General features: G+C 72.4%; 17 protein-coding genes. 8 read left to right on the top strand and 9 right to left on the bottom strand.

What is annotated here, in order from left to right; all coding sequences use genetic code 11:
- Positions 1-71: 71 nt before the first annotated feature.
- From secD to AB0881_RS03390, 5 genes are all read right to left on the bottom strand, one after another.
- The gene (gene secD / locus AB0881_RS03410) at positions 72-2,342 is read right to left on the bottom strand and encodes a protein translocase subunit SecD (protein ID WP_366613846.1); all 2,271 of its coding nucleotides are present in this window, start codon (positions 2,340-2,342) and stop codon (positions 72-74) included.
- 73 nt (positions 2,343-2,415) lie between these two features.
- Positions 2,416-2,889 carry a hypothetical protein gene (locus tag AB0881_RS03405; protein WP_366613845.1) on the bottom strand — a complete coding sequence of 158 codons (474 nt, stop codon included), beginning with the start codon at positions 2,887-2,889 and terminating at the stop codon, positions 2,416-2,418.
- Between the two features lie 104 nt (positions 2,890-2,993).
- Positions 2,994-4,382: a glycine--tRNA ligase gene (locus AB0881_RS03400; protein ID WP_366613844.1), complete on the bottom strand. Its 1,389-nt coding sequence runs from the start codon at positions 4,380-4,382 to the stop codon at positions 2,994-2,996.
- Positions 4,383-4,592: 210 nt separating this feature from the next.
- A complete protein-coding gene (locus tag AB0881_RS03395; RefSeq protein ID WP_366613843.1) occupies positions 4,593-5,936 on the bottom strand; it encodes a DUF1906 domain-containing protein in 1,344 nt (447 codons plus the stop codon).
- Between the two features lie 108 nt (positions 5,937-6,044).
- On the bottom strand, positions 6,045-6,359 hold the full coding sequence (locus AB0881_RS03390; protein ID WP_366613842.1) for an antibiotic biosynthesis monooxygenase: 315 nt from the start codon (positions 6,357-6,359) through the stop codon (positions 6,045-6,047).
- A gap of 53 nt (positions 6,360-6,412) precedes the next feature.
- Between AB0881_RS03390 and AB0881_RS03385 the strand changes: the two genes are divergently transcribed.
- The 6 genes from AB0881_RS03385 (at position 6,413) to AB0881_RS03360 (ending at position 10,250) form a co-directional block, all read left to right on the top strand.
- A complete protein-coding gene (locus tag AB0881_RS03385) occupies positions 6,413-6,706 on the top strand; it encodes a DUF6703 family protein (RefSeq protein WP_366613841.1) in 294 nt (97 codons plus the stop codon).
- 62 nt (positions 6,707-6,768) lie between these two features.
- Positions 6,769-7,758, top strand: coding sequence for a metal ABC transporter substrate-binding protein (locus tag AB0881_RS03380; protein WP_366613840.1), 990 nt, complete (start codon positions 6,769-6,771; stop codon positions 7,756-7,758).
- A gap of 35 nt (positions 7,759-7,793) precedes the next feature.
- Complete coding sequence (locus AB0881_RS03375) at positions 7,794-8,489, top strand: metal ABC transporter ATP-binding protein (protein ID WP_366613988.1); 696 nt, start codon at positions 7,794-7,796, stop codon at positions 8,487-8,489.
- Positions 8,486-9,409, top strand: coding sequence for a metal ABC transporter permease (locus AB0881_RS03370; RefSeq protein ID WP_366613839.1), 924 nt, complete (start codon positions 8,486-8,488; stop codon positions 9,407-9,409). Before AB0881_RS03375 ends, AB0881_RS03370 begins: the two co-directional genes overlap by 4 nt.
- Positions 9,406-9,786: a transcriptional repressor gene (locus AB0881_RS03365; protein ID WP_366613838.1), complete on the top strand. Its 381-nt coding sequence runs from the start codon at positions 9,406-9,408 to the stop codon at positions 9,784-9,786. The genes AB0881_RS03370 and AB0881_RS03365 overlap by 4 nt, the downstream gene beginning before the upstream one ends.
- Positions 9,787-9,824: 38 nt before the next feature.
- Positions 9,825-10,250: an OsmC family protein gene (locus AB0881_RS03360; protein WP_366613837.1), complete on the top strand. Its 426-nt coding sequence runs from the start codon at positions 9,825-9,827 to the stop codon at positions 10,248-10,250.
- A gap of 26 nt (positions 10,251-10,276) precedes the next feature.
- Here the strand turns inward: AB0881_RS03360 and AB0881_RS03355 are convergent, their stop codons facing one another.
- Together AB0881_RS03355 and recO are read right to left on the bottom strand one after the other, a co-directional pair.
- Positions 10,277-11,074 (bottom strand): isoprenyl transferase, encoded by a 798-nt coding sequence (locus AB0881_RS03355; protein WP_366613836.1) that lies wholly within the window; start codon positions 11,072-11,074, stop codon positions 10,277-10,279.
- Entirely contained in the window at positions 11,071-11,832 is a 762-nt protein-coding gene (gene recO, locus AB0881_RS03350) for a DNA repair protein RecO (RefSeq protein ID WP_366613835.1), read from the bottom strand. Before recO ends, AB0881_RS03355 begins: the two co-directional genes overlap by 4 nt.
- 154 nt (positions 11,833-11,986) lie before the next feature.
- Here recO and AB0881_RS03345 point away from each other — a divergent pair, with 154 nt between their 5' ends.
- The gene (locus tag AB0881_RS03345) at positions 11,987-13,021 is read left to right on the top strand and encodes a M4 family metallopeptidase (RefSeq protein ID WP_366613834.1); all 1,035 of its coding nucleotides are present in this window, start codon (positions 11,987-11,989) and stop codon (positions 13,019-13,021) included.
- A gap of 75 nt (positions 13,022-13,096) precedes the next feature.
- Entirely contained in the window at positions 13,097-13,345 is a 249-nt protein-coding gene (locus tag AB0881_RS03340) for a protealysin inhibitor emfourin (RefSeq protein WP_366613986.1), read from the top strand.
- A gap of 271 nt (positions 13,346-13,616) precedes the next feature.
- Here AB0881_RS03340 and leuA read toward each other — a convergent pair whose 3' ends face one another.
- Positions 13,617-15,332, bottom strand: coding sequence for a 2-isopropylmalate synthase (leuA, locus tag AB0881_RS03335; protein WP_366613833.1), 1,716 nt, complete (start codon positions 15,330-15,332; stop codon positions 13,617-13,619).
- A 286-nt stretch (positions 15,333-15,618) separates the two neighbouring features.
- The gene (gene urtE / locus AB0881_RS03330; RefSeq protein WP_366613832.1) at positions 15,619-16,329 is read right to left on the bottom strand and encodes an urea ABC transporter ATP-binding subunit UrtE; all 711 of its coding nucleotides are present in this window, start codon (positions 16,327-16,329) and stop codon (positions 15,619-15,621) included.
- Positions 16,330-16,376: the final 47 nt, after the last annotated feature.

Raw genomic sequence — 16,376 nt, 5'->3', positions numbered from 1 at the left:
GGATCTCACCCGGTCCGTCGTGCCCGGGTGGGCGGGGACGGGGCGGGGCCGGGTGGCCCCGCCCCGGTTCGTCAGATGACCGCGCCGGAGTCGGTGCGCTCGCGCTGGGGCTGGCGCTTGAGCTTCGGGCGCGGGGGCGGCGACTTGGCGTGCCTCTCCAGGACGACCGCGAGCGGCGTCGCGACGAAGACGCTGGAGTACGTGCCGACCACGATGCCGATCAGCAGGGCGATCGCGAAGTCGGTCAGCGAGTCGCCGCCGAGGAAGGCGAGGGCGGCCAGGATGAACAGGGCGCCCATGCCGGTGTTGACCGTCCGGGGGACGGTCTGCAGCGCGCCCGCGTTGGCCACCTCGGCGAACTGGGCCTTGGGTCTGGCGCCCCACAGCTCCCGGACGCGGTCGAAGACGACGACCGAGTCGTTCACCGAGTACCCGATGACCGTGAGCAGCGCGGCGAGGAAGACGCCGTCCAGGGTCTTGCCGAGCCAGGCGAAGACGCCGATCACGATGATCACGTCGTGGAACATCCCGATCACCGAGCCGAGCCCGAACGTCCAGCGGAACCGGATCGCCAGGTAGGCAAGCTGGGCCAGCAGCGCGATCAGCAGCGCGATGACCGCCTTGGTGCGCAGCTCGTCGCCGAGGCTCGGGCCGATCAGCTCGTCGCGCTGCTTGGCGACCTGGCCGCCGCCCTTGTCGGCGAGGGCCTTCTGGATGGACGCCACCTCGGCGTTGGTGAGCTTCTCGGTCCGTACGGAGATGTCGTCGGTCCCGGAGGACTGGACGACCGCGCGGGGGAACCCGGCGTCGGCGACCGCCGCTCGCGCGGTGTCGATGCTCATCGGCTGCGAGGTGGAGTACTCGACCAGCCGGCCGCCGGTGAACTCGACGCCGAAGTTCAGCCCGCGGACGAAGATCCCGCTGATCGCGATGACCACGGCCAGCGCCGAGATGCCGAGGAACAGCCGCCGCCGCTTCATGATGTCGAAGTCGCGGCGCTCCAGCCACTGGCGGACCCGGCCAGTGGAGCCGAGGCCGGTCAGCTTCGGCCGGCGGGCGACCATCCGGCGCGACAGCACCGCGTCGGTGAGCACCCGGCTCAGCAGCATCGCCGAGACCATCGAGCCGAGGACGCCGATGGACAGCGTGACGCCGAAGCCCCGGACCGGCCCGGAGGCCAGGAAGAACAGCAGCCCGGCGGCCAGCAGCGTGGTGATGTTGGAGTCGGCGATCGCCGACCACGCCTTGTCGAAGCCGGTCGCGAGCGCCCGCCGGACGCCTCTGCCGGGCCGGTCGGCGTACTCCTCCCTGGCCCGTTCGAACGCCAGCACGTTCGCGTCGATCGCCATGCCGATGGCCAGGACGAACCCGGCCAGGCCGGGCAGGGTGAGCGTCGCCCCGATCGCGACGAGCGCCGCGTACGAGATCAGCGCGTAGCAGGCCAGCGAGACCGTGGCCAGGAAGCCGACCAGCCGGTAGACGGCGATGATGAACAGGCCGGTGAGCAGGATGCCGATGATCGCGGCCTGGGCGCTGGCCTCGATGGCCGCGTCGCCCAGCGTGGGGCCGACCACCCGCTGCTCGATGATCTCCACCGGGACGGGCAGGGAGCCGCCCTGGATGAGCGCGGCCAGGTTCTTGGCCTCTTCGGGGGTGAAGTCACCGGTGATCTGGGTGCTGCCGCCGGTGATGCCGATGTTGCACTGGACGTCCTGGGTGACGGCGGGCGAGGAGATCACCTCGCCGTCCAGGACGATCGCGATCCGGCGGTCGTCGCCCATGCCGCAGGCGGCCTTGGCGGTCATCTTCTCCCAGGTCGCGCCGCCCCCGCCGCGGAACTTGACGGTGACGAACCAGCCGCTCATGTTCTGCTGGTCGAACCCGGAGTCGGCCGAGCCGATCCCGTCCCCGGTGAGCCCGGCGGGACCGATCAGGATCGGCTGCCCCTGCTCGTCGTTGATGATCTTCTCGCCCTGCTTGGGCTTGCCGTCGTTGGTCCGGACGGGATGCGCGGTGAGCTGCGCGGTCTTGCCGACGACCTCCGCCGCGCGGGTCGGGTCCTGGACGTCGGGCAGCTCGACGATGATGCGCCGGTCGCCGGACCGGGTGATCGTGGACTCGGCGACGCCGAGCGCGTCGACGCGCCGCTGCAGGACCTCCTTGGCGCGGTCGGTGGACTCCCGGCCGGCCTTGACCGTCGGTGAGTCCTTGGTCTCCAGGACCATCTGGGTGCCGCCGCGCAGGTCGAGTCCCAGGCGGGCGGGTTTGGAGAACGCGAAATAGCACGAGGTGGCGAGGACGGCCAATGCCAGCAACGCCCGCACCACGTTGGCGCGAGTCAAGGAGCTACCTCCACAGGTGCCGGCGCCCTTGGGCGCCGCGGGAACGCCGGTGCCGCGCACCGGCCGGACAGCGTCAGATCCCGGTGGAGGGCGGCGGGGCGCGCCCGCGCGGCGCGCCGCCGCCGGGAACGGCCGGAGCCTCGTGCGAGGCCGGGAGGGGCCGTTCCGCCAGGTCGTAGGGGGGAAGGACGGTGACGCCCGGCGGCGGGACCGCGAGGACGGGCAGCGGCGCCTGCGCCACGGCGGGCTGCCGGGACGCGCCGGCGGCCACGATCGCGCGCTCGGGGGGCGCGGTCTGGTGGGTGCGCTGCCGGCCGGAGGCCTGCGCGGCCGGGCGCGTCCCCTGGACGTTCTGCCCGGCCTGCGGGACGCCGGCCGCGCGCACGCCGGTCTGGGCGCCCGCGCCGGCCGCCGTGGCCCCGGCCGCGGGCGCGGCCACGAAGCCGACCAGGCCCAGCGCGATGATCAGCAGCCGGGCCAGCCGGCCCCGCTCGTCCCGGCCGGGCGGCGGGGACCCGGGCAGGACGGGGCGCCGGACGTCGCGCACGCGCATCCTCCCGTCGGCTCCAGGCGGCCGGAACGGCCGGTGCCGGAGATCGCACCCCGGCACCGGCCACGCTAGCCCATGGAGGCGGTTCCTTCAGCGACCGCTCAGCAGCCGACCAGCTGCGCCGCGAGGAACGACTCGACCTGGTCGATCGAGATGCGCTCCTGGCTCATGGTGTCGCGCTCGCGCACCGTCACCGCGTCGTCCTCGAGAGTGTCGAAGTCGACCGTCACGCAGAACGGGGTGCCGATCTCATCCTGGCGGCGGTAGCGGCGGCCGATCGCGCCGGCGTCGTCGAAGTCGACGTTCCAGTTGCGGCGCAGCCGGGCCGCCAGGTCGCGGGCCTTGGGCGACAGGTCGGTGTTGCGCGACAGCGGCAGCACCGCGACCTTGACCGGGGCCAGCCGCCGGTCGAGCCGCATCACCGTGCGCTTCTCCAGCTTGCCCTTGGCGTTGGGCGCCTCGTCCTCGGCGTAGGCGTCCATCATGAACGTCAGCGTGCACCGGTCGACGCCCGCCGCCGGCTCGATCACGTACGGGACGAACCGCTCCCCGGCCTCCTGGTCGAAGAACGACAGGTCGGTGCCGGACGCCTTGCCGTGCGTCGTGAGGTCGTAGTCGGTGCGGTTGGCGATGCCCTCGAGCTCGCCCCACTCGCCGCCGACGAAGTCGAACCGGTACTCGATGTCGACCGTGCGCTTGGAGTAGTGCGAGAGCTTGTCCTGCGGGTGCTCGAACAGCCGCAGGTTCTCCTTGGTGATGCCCAGGTCGGTGTACCAGCGCAGCCGCTCGTCGATCCAGTACTGGTGCCACTCCTCGTCCGAGCCGGGCCGGACGAAGAACTCCATCTCCATCTGCTCGAACTCGCGGGTCCGGAAGATGAAGTTGCCGGGCGTGATCTCGTTCCGGAACGACTTGCCGACCTGGCCGATGCCGAACGGCACCTTGCGCCGGGCCGACTGCTGCACGTTCAGGTAGTTGATGAAGATTCCCTGGGCGGTCTCCGGCCGCAGGTAGGCCAGGCCGGACTCGTCGTCGACCGGGCCGAGGTAGGTCTTCAGCAGCCCGTTGAAGTTGCGCGGCTCGGTGAACGAGCCCTTCACCCCGCAGTTCGGGCAGGAGAGGTCGGCGAGGCCGTTGGCGGGCGCCTTGCCGTGCTTCTCGGCGTACGCCTCCTCCAGGTGGTCGGCCCGGAAGCGCTTGTGGCAGGACTGGCATTCGGTGAGCGGGTCGACGAACGCCTGCACGTGCCCGCTGGCCTCCCAGACCTCCCGGGCCAGGATCACGCAGGAGTCGAGGCCGACGACGTCGTCGCGGCCCTGCACCATGGACTTCCACCACTGGCGCTTGACGTTGTTCTTGAGCTCCACGCCGAGCGGGCCGTAGTCCCACGAGGCGCGCAGTCCGCCGTAGATCTCACTCGACGGGTAGACCAGGCCCCTGCGCTTGGCGAGGTTGACGATCGTGTCCAACACGTCGGAACGGCGTGCCATGAGCGGTTCTCCATCCAACTGGCGGTCGGCGGGATTGTCCGTACGCCCTCCGCCCGGCCACGGGCGAGGCCACGGGCGGCGCGAAGGCGAGTGCGTGATCCCCGGTGTGTTCCGCTTCCGGGAGCGCGTCCCCAGCGCTCCGGAGCGCTCCCCAGCTTAGAGCACGCGCGCCCCCGCCCGTACGCCGCGTGATCCCAGGTCATGGGCCCGTCAGTAGACCCGGCCGTCGACGTTGTTGCTGTCGATGTTGATCGTGACCCCGCCGTGCGTCTCCTTGTGCCCGCCCCGGTACTGCTTGATCCGGCGGTGCGGGTGCCAGCGGTGGTCCGGGATCGCCGGGTGGTTGTAGAGCGACTTCTTGCCGTCCCAGTGCGCGAACCAGATCGCGTCGGGCTGGAGGACGTCCGTGGCCCTGACCAGGTCGCGGATCGCCGAGGTCACGCTGCTGTAGACGGCCGGGACGTACCCGAGGGACGCGGTCTTGCGCGACCAGTTCTCCAGGAACCTCAGCACGGCCCTGCGGCAGGACTTCTTGCGGCTGTCGTAGGCCTCCATGTCGAAGTAGAGGGGCTTGCGTTCGGGGACGCCGAGCGCCTTGGCCTTCCTGACGGCGTCCACCGCCGCCTTCCGGCCCTCCTTCGCGGCGTTCTTGGCGGTGAAGTGGGTCCGGTACCTGCTGCAGGGCGCCTGCAGGCCCACGTACGTGGGGATGAGCCGGTATCCCATCTTCCGTACGGCCCGCACCCACTTGCGGTTCAGGTTGGGCTGGGCGCAGCCGCGCGAGGCGCCGCCGATGTACATGTTGGAGACGCTGAACGCCCGCCGCCAGGCGCGCATGGCGGAGATCGACGGGGCCGTGCAGGCGTCGAAGCCCTTGCCGACCGCCCACGCCTTCTCGTTCCCTTCGCCGGCCGGCGGCCCGGTCGGCTTCTCCGCCGGTTCCGGCCCGGGCGCCGCCGGAGCGCCGTCCGGGACGGGGTCGGAGGTCGGGGCAGGGGCGGGGACCGGGGCGGGGACCGGGTCCGGGACGGGGTCGTCGGGGTCCCAGCCCGTGTCGATCTTCACGGACCGGATGAGGTCCTCGACATCGGACGGATCGGGCCCGTACGCGCCGACGAGCCTGACCCCGGCCTCCGGGACCGCCACCCGCGTCCGGTGGTCGGTGGTCCGCTCCACCGTGAAGCGGGCGAGCCGGGTGGCGCCGGACCGCGGCCCGGAGCGGCCGGGCGCCGCCGCCGCGCCGCCGGGCAGCGGCTCGATCCGCAGGACGTCCGCGCCGCCGACCACGCGCGCCGGGCAGTCCGGCCGCGGGCCCGGGGTGCCGACGTAGATCGCGCGCTGGTCGTACCGCACGCACCGGTTCGGGTCGCGGTCGAGCCGGTGCACCGCCCAGCCCTCGGGTACGGGGAAGCGCACGCCCCGGTAGGAGAGCACCCGCGTCCCCGCGGCGGGCCCGCCGGCGGCCGCCGCGGCGGCGTTCAGCGCGGCGGACGGGTCTCCCGGGGCCCGCGAGGCGGACGGCTCGGGTGCGGCGAGGAGGGGCGAGAGCGCCACCGCTCCGAGCAGACCGCTGAGTACCGGAACATGGCGCATCACGACTCCCCCGCGAAGATGATCACGACGGGGCTGTGATCACCGCCTCCGGAACCCCGAAACCGGGCGTCAGGGGTTCTTTTCCGGACGTTGACCCGCGGCACGGGAGGTCACGATCTCGTACGCGCCGGGCTCGTCCACGGCCAGCGCCGCCAGCGGGATGAACCGCACCCGGACCTCGTACGCGCCGAGCGCGCGGCGGTAGTAGCCGGCGCCGTCCCATTCGGTCACCAGCGCCCACAGGGCGGGGTCGTCGACCGTGCGGGCGAGGCTCCCGGCGCGGTAGCCGGGGCTGGCCGCCAGCGCGTCGAGGACCGCCGCCATCGTCTCGGCGAAGCCGGCGGACTCCTGTTCGGGCACCCGGTAGCGGGTAATCGCGATCACCCGCCCATCCTGGCACCCGCCGTCCCGGGGTCCGGATAGGTACGTTGGTCCACGTGGACACGGAAGAGTCGTCGGGGATGCGGGCCGCCGTCGAACGGTGGAGCGCCGCGCCGCTGGTGTACCTGACCCGGCTGCCGCGCTGGGTCCTGCTGGCCGCCGTCTTCGCGCTGCTGGCCGTCGGGCTGATCGGCAGCGGCTGGGTGGGCGCGGCGGGGCTGCTGGCGCTGCTGGTCCCGCTGGGCTGGTTCGCCTATCTCAGCTGGCCCGGCCTGGGCACGCCGGAAAGGATTTTGCGGATCGCGGCGTTGGCGCTGGTGGCGGTGTTCGTGGTGGATCATCTGGTGTGAGACCGATCTCGGTTCTTTGATCGGTTTTGACAACGGTTTTCACTTTCCTCCACACTGGAGGGGTGTTCACCTTCCGCAGCCCCCTCCGCGCCCTCCCGATCACCGCGCTGGCCGTCGCCGGCCTGGCCGGCCTCACCGCGTGCGGTGGCGAGGCGGGCGCCGGCGGCGGAGGCGGCAAGTCCGAGATCGTCGCGTCCTTCTACCCGGTCGGCTGGCTGGCCGGCAAGATCGGCGGCCCGGACGCCACGGTGGCGACGCTGACCAGCCCCGGCACGGAGCCGCACGACCTCGAACTCAGCCCGCGGCAGATCGCCGACGTCGGCAAGGCCGACTACACCGTCTACGTGAAGGGCCTGCAGCCCGCCGTCGACGACGCGGTGGCCAAGCACGCCAAGGGCAAGGCGCTGGACGCCGCGAGCGTCGTCAAGCAGCTGCCCGCACCCGCCGAGCCCGGTGAAGGCGAGGAGCACGGGCACGAGCACGGCCACGAGCACGAGGGCGAGGGTGAGGGCGAGGCCGGGCACGATCACGGCCCGACCGACCCGCACATCTGGCTGGACCCGAGCCGCATGGCCACGATCGCCACCGCCCTCGGCGACCGGCTCGCGGCCGCCGACTCCGCGCACGCCGCCGGGTACAAGTCCCGCGCCGCCGCCCTCGCCGGCGAGCTGAACAGGCTCGACCAGGAGTTCAAGGACGGCCTGAAGACCTGCGAGCGCAAGACGATCGTGACCGCGCACGCGGCGTTCGGCTACCTCACCGACCGGTACGGTCTCCAGCAGATCTCCATCGCGGGGGTCGACCCCGGCACCGAGCCGTCCCCCAAGCGGCTGGCCGACCTGACGCACGAGGTCAGGGAGTCCAAGGCCACCACCATCTTCACCGAGACGCTGGTCAGCCCCAAGGTCGCCGAGACCCTCGCGCGCTCGGCCGGGGTCCGCACCGCGGTGCTCGACCCGGTCGAGGGAATCAAGGAGGGGTCCTCCGACGATTACCTCTCCGTCATGCGCAAGAACCTGCAAACGCTGAAGCCCGCACTTGGATGCACATGAAGCAGTACTCCGCTCCACCGAGCCCGCCGTTCGCGATGAACGGCGGGCACGTCCGCATGGACGGCCGCGACGTGCTGCGCGGCGTCGACCTGGTGGTCGAGCCCGGCGACCTGCTGGCCGTGCTCGGCCCGAACGGCGCCGGCAAGTCCACCCTGGTCAAGGCCCTGCTCGGGCTGCTCCCGCTGTCGGCGGGCCGGACCGAGATCTACGGCCGCCCGCCCGCCCGGTTCCGCGACTGGAAGCGGATCGGGTACGTCCCGCAGCGGCTGCCGATGGGCGGCGGCGTGCCCGCGACCGTACGGGAGGTCGTGGCCTCGGGCCGGATCGCCCGCCAGTCGCGCTGGCGCCCGCCGTCGGCCGCCGACCGGGCCGCGGTCGACCGCGCCATCGAGGCGGTCGGGCTGTCCGCCCGCGCCCGCGACTCGGCGCACCTGCTGTCGGGCGGCCAGCAGCAGCGGGTGCTGATCGCCCGCGCGCTGGCCGGTGAGCCGGACGTGTTCGTGATGGACGAGCCCACCGCGGGCGTCGACGCGGCCAGCCAGGCCGCCCTGGCGGGCACGCTGGGCGAGCTGGCCGCCGCCGGCCGCACGGTGGTGCTGGTGGCGCACGAGCTGGGCCCGATGGAGCCGCTCATCAACCGGACGGTCGTCCTGGAGCACGGCCGCGTCGCCCGGCAGACCTCCACCGCGGCCCCGGCCGGCGCCGCCGCCGCTCTGGGGCGTGCCTCATGATGGAGATGCTCGAGTACGACTTCATGCGCATCGCCCTGGTGATGGCGGTGCTGATCGGGCTGACCGCGCCGGCGGTCGGCACGTTCATCGTGCAGCGGAAGCTGTCGCTGCTCGGCGACGGGATCGGGCACATCGCGCTGACCGGCATCGGGCTGGGCCTGCTCACCGGGTCCTCACCGATCCTGGGCGCGCTGGTGGTCTCGGTGCTCGGCGCGGTGGCGATCGAGGTGCTGCGCGCGCGCAGCCGCAGCGGCGCGGACGTCGCGCTGGCCCTGCTGTTCTACGGCGGCCTGGCCGGCGGCGTGCTGCTCACCGGCGCCAGCGGCGGCGGCGCGGGCAACCTCCAGTCGTACCTGTTCGGCTCGATCAGCAGCGTGTCGGCGAGCGACCTGTACGTGGTCGCGGGCCTGGCGGTGGCGGTGCTCGGCATCGTGGCGCTGTTCGGCCGCGAGCTGTTCCTGCTCTGCCAGGACGAGGAGGTCGCGCGGGCGGCGGGGCTGCCGGTGCGGTTCCTCAGCGTCCTCATCGCGGCCACCGCCGCGGTCACGGTGGTGATCGCGATGCGCGCGATCGGGCTGCTGCTGGTGAGCGCGCTCATGATCGTTCCGGTGGCGGCGGCGCAGCAGCTGACCCGGGGTTTCCGGAGCACGATGCTGGTGGCCATGGGGATCGGTGTACTGTCGGCGGTGTCCGGGCTCGCCGGGTCGTTCCAGTACGATCTGTCGCCCGGCCCCTCGATCGTGCTGCTCGCGCTGGCGGTGTTCGTGGTCGCGGTGGCCGGGGGCGCGGTCCTGCGGCGATGGCGGGCGGCCACGGCCGCCCGGCGGTCCGCGGAACCGGGTGCGGGATCGGGCGCGCAGGCGGCCGCCGGCGCGCCCAGGACAGGTACGGAAGCCGAGGCGGAGGTGGCACGGGGATGACGACGACCCGCCGGAACGCGGTACGCGAGGCGCTGGCGGGGTGCGAGGGCTTCCGCAGCGCGCAGGACATCTACGCCGACCTGCGGGCGGACGGCTCCAAGATCGGCCTCACCACGGTCTACCGGGCGCTCCAGGCGCTCAGCGACTCGGGCGAGGTCGACGTGCTGCGCACCGACGACGGCGAGGCGGTCTACCGCGCGTGCCGTACCGAGGAGCACCACCACCACCTGGTCTGCCGCGCGTGCGGCCGCACGGTCGAGGTCGGCGGCCCGGCCGTGGAGAAGTGGGCGGACGCGATCGCCGCCGAGCACGGGTTCGTGAACATCACGCACACCGTGGAGGTCTTCGGCACCTGCGGCGACTGCGCCGAGGGCTGACGCCCGCGCGGCCCGCCGCATGGTGAAGAATCGACGGCATGGCTACGACACGTACCGCGAACGCACACTGGGAAGGGCCGCTCATGGGCGGCCAGGGGACGGTCTCGCTGGACTCCTCGAAGGTCGGCACCTTCGAGGTCACCTGGCCGTCGCGGGCCGAGGAGCCGGACGGCCGCACCAGCCCCGAGGAACTGATCGCGGCGGCCCACTCCACCTGCTACTCGATGGCCCTGTCGCACGGGCTGGCCGGGGCCGGCACCCCGCCGAACAAGGTCGACACCAAGGCCGAGGTGACGTTCCAGCCGGGTGAGGGCATCACCGGCATCCACCTGACCGTCCGCGCCGACGTCCCCGGGCTGTCGGCGGCCGACTTCGAGAAGGCGGCGCAGAACGCCAAGGAGAACTGCCCGGTCAGCAAGGCGCTGGCCGCGACCAAGATCACCCTGGACGCGGCCCTCGCCTGACCCTCCGGCCCTCCGCCCGTCCCGGCTCAGGTGGCCGGGGCGGGCTCCACCGGATTGGGGACGGCCCCGCCGTACCGGCGGTCGCGGGAGGCGTACAGCTCGCACGCGTGCCACAGGTGCCGCCGGTCGAAGTCCGGCCAGAGCGTGTCGAGGAAGACCATCTCCGCGTACGCCGACTGCCAGATCAGGAAGTTGGACGTGCGCTGCTCGCCGGACGAGCGCAGGAACAGGTCCACGTCCGGGATGCCGGGCTCGTCCAGGTAGCGGGCGAACACCTTCTCGGTGATCTTGTCTGGATTGAGCCGGCCCGCCTTCACGTCCCGGGCGATCGCCGCGGCGGCGTCGGCGATCTCCGCCCGGCCGCCGTAGTTCACGCAGAACTGGAGCGTCAGCACGTCGTTCCCGCGGGTCATCTCCTCCGCGGTCTCCAGCTCGCTGATCACGCTGCGCCACAGCTTGGGGCGCCGCCCGGCCCAGCGGACCCGCACGCCCATCGCGTTCAGCTGGTCGCGGCGCCGCCGGATCACGTCCCGGTTGAAGCCCATGAGGAAGCGGACCTCCTCGGGCGAGCGCTTCCAGTTCTCGGTCGAGAACGCGTACGCCGACAGGTACGGGACGCCCAGCTCGATCGCGCCCATGATGACGTCGAAGAGGGAGTCCTCCCCCATCTTGTGGCCCTCGGTGCGGGGCAGCCCCCGCTCCTTGGCCCAGCGCCCGTTGCCGTCCATGACGATCGCCACGTGCCGCGGGACCAGGTTCGCCGGGATCGCGGGCGGGCGCACCCCGTCCTTGTGCGGCTCGGGGGGCTGAACGGCCCTTCTCAAACTCTCTCCCTGTCGATCGTTCCGGTGTCCTCGGGCTCCACATGGCGGAGGGACCGGATGCCGTGCTCCAGATGCCACTGCAGATAGGCGGCCACGAGGCCGCTGCACTCTACCCGGTGCCGCAGCGAACTCTCGTCCGCGTAGTCCCAGTCGCCGCGCAGCAGCGCCAGCATCAGCGCGAACGTGGGCGGCGCCGGGGTCGCCGCCCCCGGCTGGCGGCAGCGCGCGCAGACCGCGCCGCCGGACGCGATCGCGAACCCGCGCAGCCCGCCGCGGTCGCCGCACCGGCAGCACTCGTCGATCGCCGGCGCCCAGCCCGCGACCGACAGCGACCGCAGCAGGAACGCGTCCAGCACCAGCCGGGGGTCGTGGGACCGCTCGGCCAGCGTCCGCAGCCCGCCCACCAGCAGCAGGAACTGGCGCAGCGCCGGCTCCCCCTCCTCGGCGGTGAGCTTCTCCGCGGTCTCCAGCATCGCCGTCCCGGCCGTGTAGCGCGGGTAGTCGGTGACCAGGTGCTCGCCGTACGGGCGGAGCGTCTCGGCCTGCGTGATCAGGTCCAGCGAGCGCCGCTCGTACAGCTGGAGGTCCACGTGGGTGAACGGCTCCAGCCGGGCGCCGAACCGCGACTTCGTCTTGCGGACCCCCTTGGCGGCCGCGCGGATCCGCCCGGTGCGCCGGGTGAGCACCGTGACGATCCGGTCGGCCTCGCCCAGCTTCTGGGTGCGCAGGACGATGCCTTCATCGCGGTAGAGGGTCACGCCCCCCATTCTCCCGCACCCGGCGCCCGGGGCGCGAACGCGGCCGACACGTACCATGTCCGACCGGTTACCATCACCGTAAGTGACCGCATTAGGCCGTCAGAGTATTCGCGAAGTCGTGGCCCTCGTCACGCGGAGCTGGCAGCGTTGTTCTATGAGATGCACCATCGTGCCGCCCCATATCCTGGAGCGGGTCGCCGAGGCCGCCGAGGATCCGGCCCTCCGCGAGTCCGCCCGACGCTCCCTCACGATCAGTTCGGAACAGCGCGCCGCCCGCCGCGCGCTCACCATAGAGGCGCCCGCTCCCAGCGCGGACTTCACCGCCAAGCGCAGCGTCCACAACGCCCGCAACCAGGAGACCCTGCCGGGCGACAAGGCCCGCGACGAGGGCGCTCCCGCCACCGGCGACAAGGCCGTCGACCAGTCCTACGACTGGCTCGGCGTGACCTTCGACTTCTTCGAGGCCGCGTACCGGCGCGACTCGATCGACGGGGCCGGGCTGCGGCTCGTCTCCACCGTCCACTACGGCCGCTCGTACGAGAACGCGTTCTGGAACGGCGAGCAGATGGTCTACGGCGACGGGGACGGGCGGCTGTTCCTGGCGTTCACCGGCCCGCTCGACGTCACCGGCCACGAGCTCGTGCACGGCATCACGCAGTACACCGCCAACCTCGACTACCAGGGCCAGTCCGGGGCGCTCAACGAGTCGGTCTCCGACGTGTTCGGGTCGCTCGTCAAGCAGTGGCACCTCAAGCACACCGCCGACCGGGCCGACTGGCTGATCGGGCAGGGCCTGTTCGCCGAGGGCGTCAACGCCAAGGCGCTGCGCTCGATGAAGGAGCCCGGCACCGCGTACGACGACCCGCGCCTGGGCAAGGACCCGCAGCCCGGGCACATGAACGACTACGTCGAGACGCACAGCGACAACGGCGGCGTCCACATCAACTCGGGCATCCCCAACCGCGCGTTCTACCTCGCCGCCACCGCGATCGGCGGGAACGCCTGGGAAAAGGCCGGGCGGGTGTGGTACGACACGCTCACCGGGGGCAGGATCGAACGCACGACCGACTTCGCCGGGTTCGCCGCCGCCACGGTCGCCACCGCGGCCGGGCTCTACGGTGCCGGCGGCGCGGAGACCCGGGCGGTACGCGACGCCTGGGCGGGAGTGGGGGTGGCCGTCCCCCGGTGAGAGCGACGCAGCGCCGGGCCGGCCCGGACGGGCCGGCCGCACGGCCGCGAGGGCGAGCGGGAGAGACAGTTGAACGTGACAGTGGTCCGCAGCGGGGGCTTCGCGGGGATCGAGGTACGGGGACACGCCGACAGCGCCACGGATCCGCTGCTGGCCCGGCTGGTCGACCGGGTCGACCTGGCGGCGGTGCCGCCGCCCGGCCGGATCCCCGACCAGTTCCTGTACGAGATCGACATCGACGGGGACACCACCACCGTCGGGGAGGCCCAGTTACACGGCCCGCTGCGTGAACTGGTCCACCACGTCCTCGGCCAGGGCCCCTGACGGCACGCATGCCCGGCGGGGAGCCGCCGGCGGGCCCCGGCCGGGCCGGACCGCTGACGCCCCGCCCCGGGGCCGGAGAATCGCGAGGGCCCCGGCCGTGAGATCGTCACGGCCGGGGCCCGGGCATCGACCGCGCGCAGGGGTCTCACCGCGCGCGACCGGGTCTGGATTCCGCCCGCGCCCCCGCGCGGGCGCGAGCGGAACGCTCGTGCTCTCCCCGCGCCCCGTCGTGCGGGCCCGCCCGGGAGAAGATCTTTCGGCGGCGTCCGGGTCAGCCGGAGGCCGCGGTACGGGTCACGCGGTTGACGGCCGACAGCATGGCCTTGAGCGAGGCGGTGACGATGTTGCCGTCGATGCCCACGCCCCAGACCGTGGCGCCGTCCACGTCGCACTCGACGTACGCGGCGGCGCGGGCGTCGCCGCCGGCGCTCATCGCGTGCTCGGCGTAGTCCAGCACCCGCACGTTCACGCCGACGGTCGCCAGGGCCGACTCGAACGCCGACACCGGGCCGTTCCCGACGCCCTCGATCTCGCGGATCTCGCCGTCGATCCGGACGTCGCAGCTGAGCACGTCCTTCTCGTCCACCCGCGAGGTCGCGCGGTGCGCCAGCAGCCCGGCGCGCGGGCCGTTGGCCAGGAACTCGGCCTCGAAGATCTCCCACATCCGCTCGGGGGTGACCTCGCCGCCCTCGGAGTCGGTGTGCTCCTGCACCACCCGGGAGAACTCGATCTGCAGCCGCCGCGGCAGCTCCAGCGCGTGCTCGGTCTTCATGACGTACGCCACGCCGCCCTTGCCGGACTGGCTGTTGACCCGGATGACCGCCTCGTACGAGCGGCCCACGTCCTTGGGGTCGATCGGCAGGTACGGGACCTCCCAGGTGTACGCGTCGACCGGCGTCCCGGCCCGCTCCGCGTCCCTCGCCAGGTGGTCGAAGCCCTTGTTGATCGCGTCCTGGTGGGAGCCGGAGAACGCGGTGTAGACCAGGTCGCCGCCGTACGGGTGCCGCTCGTGCACCGGCAGCTGGTTGCAGTACTCGACGGTGCGGCGGATCTCGTCGATGTCGGAGAAGTCGATCATCGGGTCGACGCCCTGGGTGAACAGGTTCAGCCCCAGCGTGACCAGGCAGACGTTGCCGGTCCGCTCGCCGTTGCCGAACAGGCAGCCCTCGATCCGGTCGGCGCCCGCCATGTAGCCCAGTTCGGCGGCGGCCACGGCGGTGCCGCGGTCGTTGTGCGGGTGCAGCGACAGGATGACCGAGTCCCGGTACGCCAGGTTGCGGTTCATCCACTCGATCTGGTCGGCGTAGACGTTCGGGGTGGCCATCTCGACGGTGGCCGGCAGGTTGACGATGACCTTCTTGTCCGGGGTCGGCTTCCACACGTCGTTGACGGCGTTGCAGACCTCGACCGCGTACTCCAGCTCGGTGCCGGTGAACGACTCCGGCGAGTACTGGAAGAAGATCTCCGTGTCGCCCATGTCCTCGGCCAGCTTGGCGCACAGCTTGGCGCCCTCGACGGCGATCGCGGTGATCCCGTCGCGGTCCTGGCCGAACACCACGCGCCGCTGGAGCGTGCTGGTGGAGTTGTACAGGTGGACGATCGCCTGCTTGGCGCCGCGTACCGACTCGAAGGTCCGCTCGATCAGCTCCGGCCGGGCCTGGGTCAGGACCTGGATCACCACGTCGTCGGGGATCCGGCCCTCCTCGATGATCTGCCGGACGAAGTCGAAGTCGGTCTGGCTGGCCGCCGGGAACCCGACCTCGATCTCCTTGTAGCCCATCCGTACCAGCAGCTCGAACATCCGCAGCTTGCGCTGGGAGTCCATCGGGTCGATGAGCGCCTGGTTGCCGTCGCGCAGGTCGACCGCGCACCAGCGCGGCGCCTCGGTGATCACCTTGTCCGGCCAGGTGCGGTCGGCCAGCTTGACCGGCGCGAACGGGCGGTAGCGCTCGAAGGGCATGCCGGAAGGGGTCTGCTGCGGGTACATCCGTGGAGTTCCTCTGCTCTCGGTCCTGCGGCCGGCGTTCACGCCGGGGTGCTCACGCACGGCTGTTTCCCGCAGCGAGGGTGCCGACCGTTATAGGGCCCCGCTGCGGCCGCTAAGGAGGAGCAGCTCACGCAACACGCCTGTCAAGGTAACAGATGGATCTCCGGATTCAGAAACCGTGTCTCGCGGATTGAGACGGAACACGGCCGTCACCGGCGTGCCGTGAGACACACCCGTGACGGCCGCGCCCGTTCTCCGTGCCTGCGTGCCTGCGCTCCGTGCCCGGCTACACCGCCAGCAGGCGCTTCACGTTCTCGTCGCGCAGGTCCTCGGCCGTCCCCGCGTGCCGGACGGCCCCGCCCTCGATGATCACGAACCGGTCGGCCAGCCGCAGCGCCAGCTCCAGGTACTGCTCGACCAGCAGCACCGCGAGCCCGCCCTCCTTGTTGAGCCGCTCCACCGCCGCCTCGATCTCGGCCACGATGGACGGCTGGATGCCCTCGGTGGGCTCGTCCAGGATCAGCATCCGGGGCCGGGTGACCAGCGCCCGCGCGATCGCGAGCTGCTGCTGCTGGCCGCCGGACAGGAACCCCGCCCGGCGCCCCAGCAGCTCCTTGAGCCGCGGGAAGACCTCCAGCGCCTCCTCGATCGCGCCCCTGTCCCGGTGCCGCGACGCCTCCAGCGTGACCTGGAGGTTCTCGAACACGGTGAGCTGCGGGAACGTCTCGTGGCCCTGCGGAACGTACCCCATGCCGCGGCGCACCCGCTCGTGCGTGGGCAGCCGGGTGACATCCGCGCCGTCGAACACCACCGACCCCGCCGCGGGGCCCAGCACGCCCATGATCGCGTTCAGCAGCGTGGTCTTGCCGACGCCGTTGCGGCCCATCACGCACATCAGCGTCCCGGCGGGGATCTCCAGGTCCACCCCGAACAGCACCCGGGCCCGCCCGTACGCGGCCTCCAGCCCGCTGACCTTCAGCAACGCCTCGCCACTCACGCTGTGCCCCCCGTTCGCCTCCGGGACGCCTTCAGGCACCGCCTTCC

Source organism: Spirillospora sp. NPDC029432 (genome assembly GCF_040703975.1).
Lineage (GTDB): Bacteria > Actinomycetota > Actinomycetes > Streptosporangiales > Streptosporangiaceae > Spirillospora.
The sequence above is the reverse complement of the archived record's forward strand: the minus strand, read 5'-3'. Positions and strand labels throughout refer to the sequence as shown.

Excerpts from the sequence above, each read along its gene's own strand:
- AB0881_RS03400 (WP_366613844.1), bottom strand. The coding sequence starts at position 4,382 with ATGGCACGCCGTTCCGACGTGTTGGACACGATCGTCAACCTCGCCAAG.
- AB0881_RS03375 (WP_366613988.1), top strand. The coding sequence starts at position 7,794 with ATGAACGGCGGGCACGTCCGCATGGACGGCCGCGACGTGCTGCGCGGC.
- AB0881_RS03345 (WP_366613834.1), top strand. The coding sequence starts at position 11,987 with ATGAGATGCACCATCGTGCCGCCCCATATCCTGGAGCGGGTCGCCGAG.
- leuA (WP_366613833.1), bottom strand. The coding sequence starts at position 15,332 with ATGTACCCGCAGCAGACCCCTTCCGGCATGCCCTTCGAGCGCTACCGC.
- AB0881_RS03370 (WP_366613839.1), top strand. The coding sequence starts at position 8,486 with ATGATGGAGATGCTCGAGTACGACTTCATGCGCATCGCCCTGGTGATG.
- AB0881_RS03365 (WP_366613838.1), top strand. The coding sequence starts at position 9,406 with ATGACGACGACCCGCCGGAACGCGGTACGCGAGGCGCTGGCGGGGTGC.
- AB0881_RS03360 (WP_366613837.1), top strand. The coding sequence starts at position 9,825 with ATGGCTACGACACGTACCGCGAACGCACACTGGGAAGGGCCGCTCATG.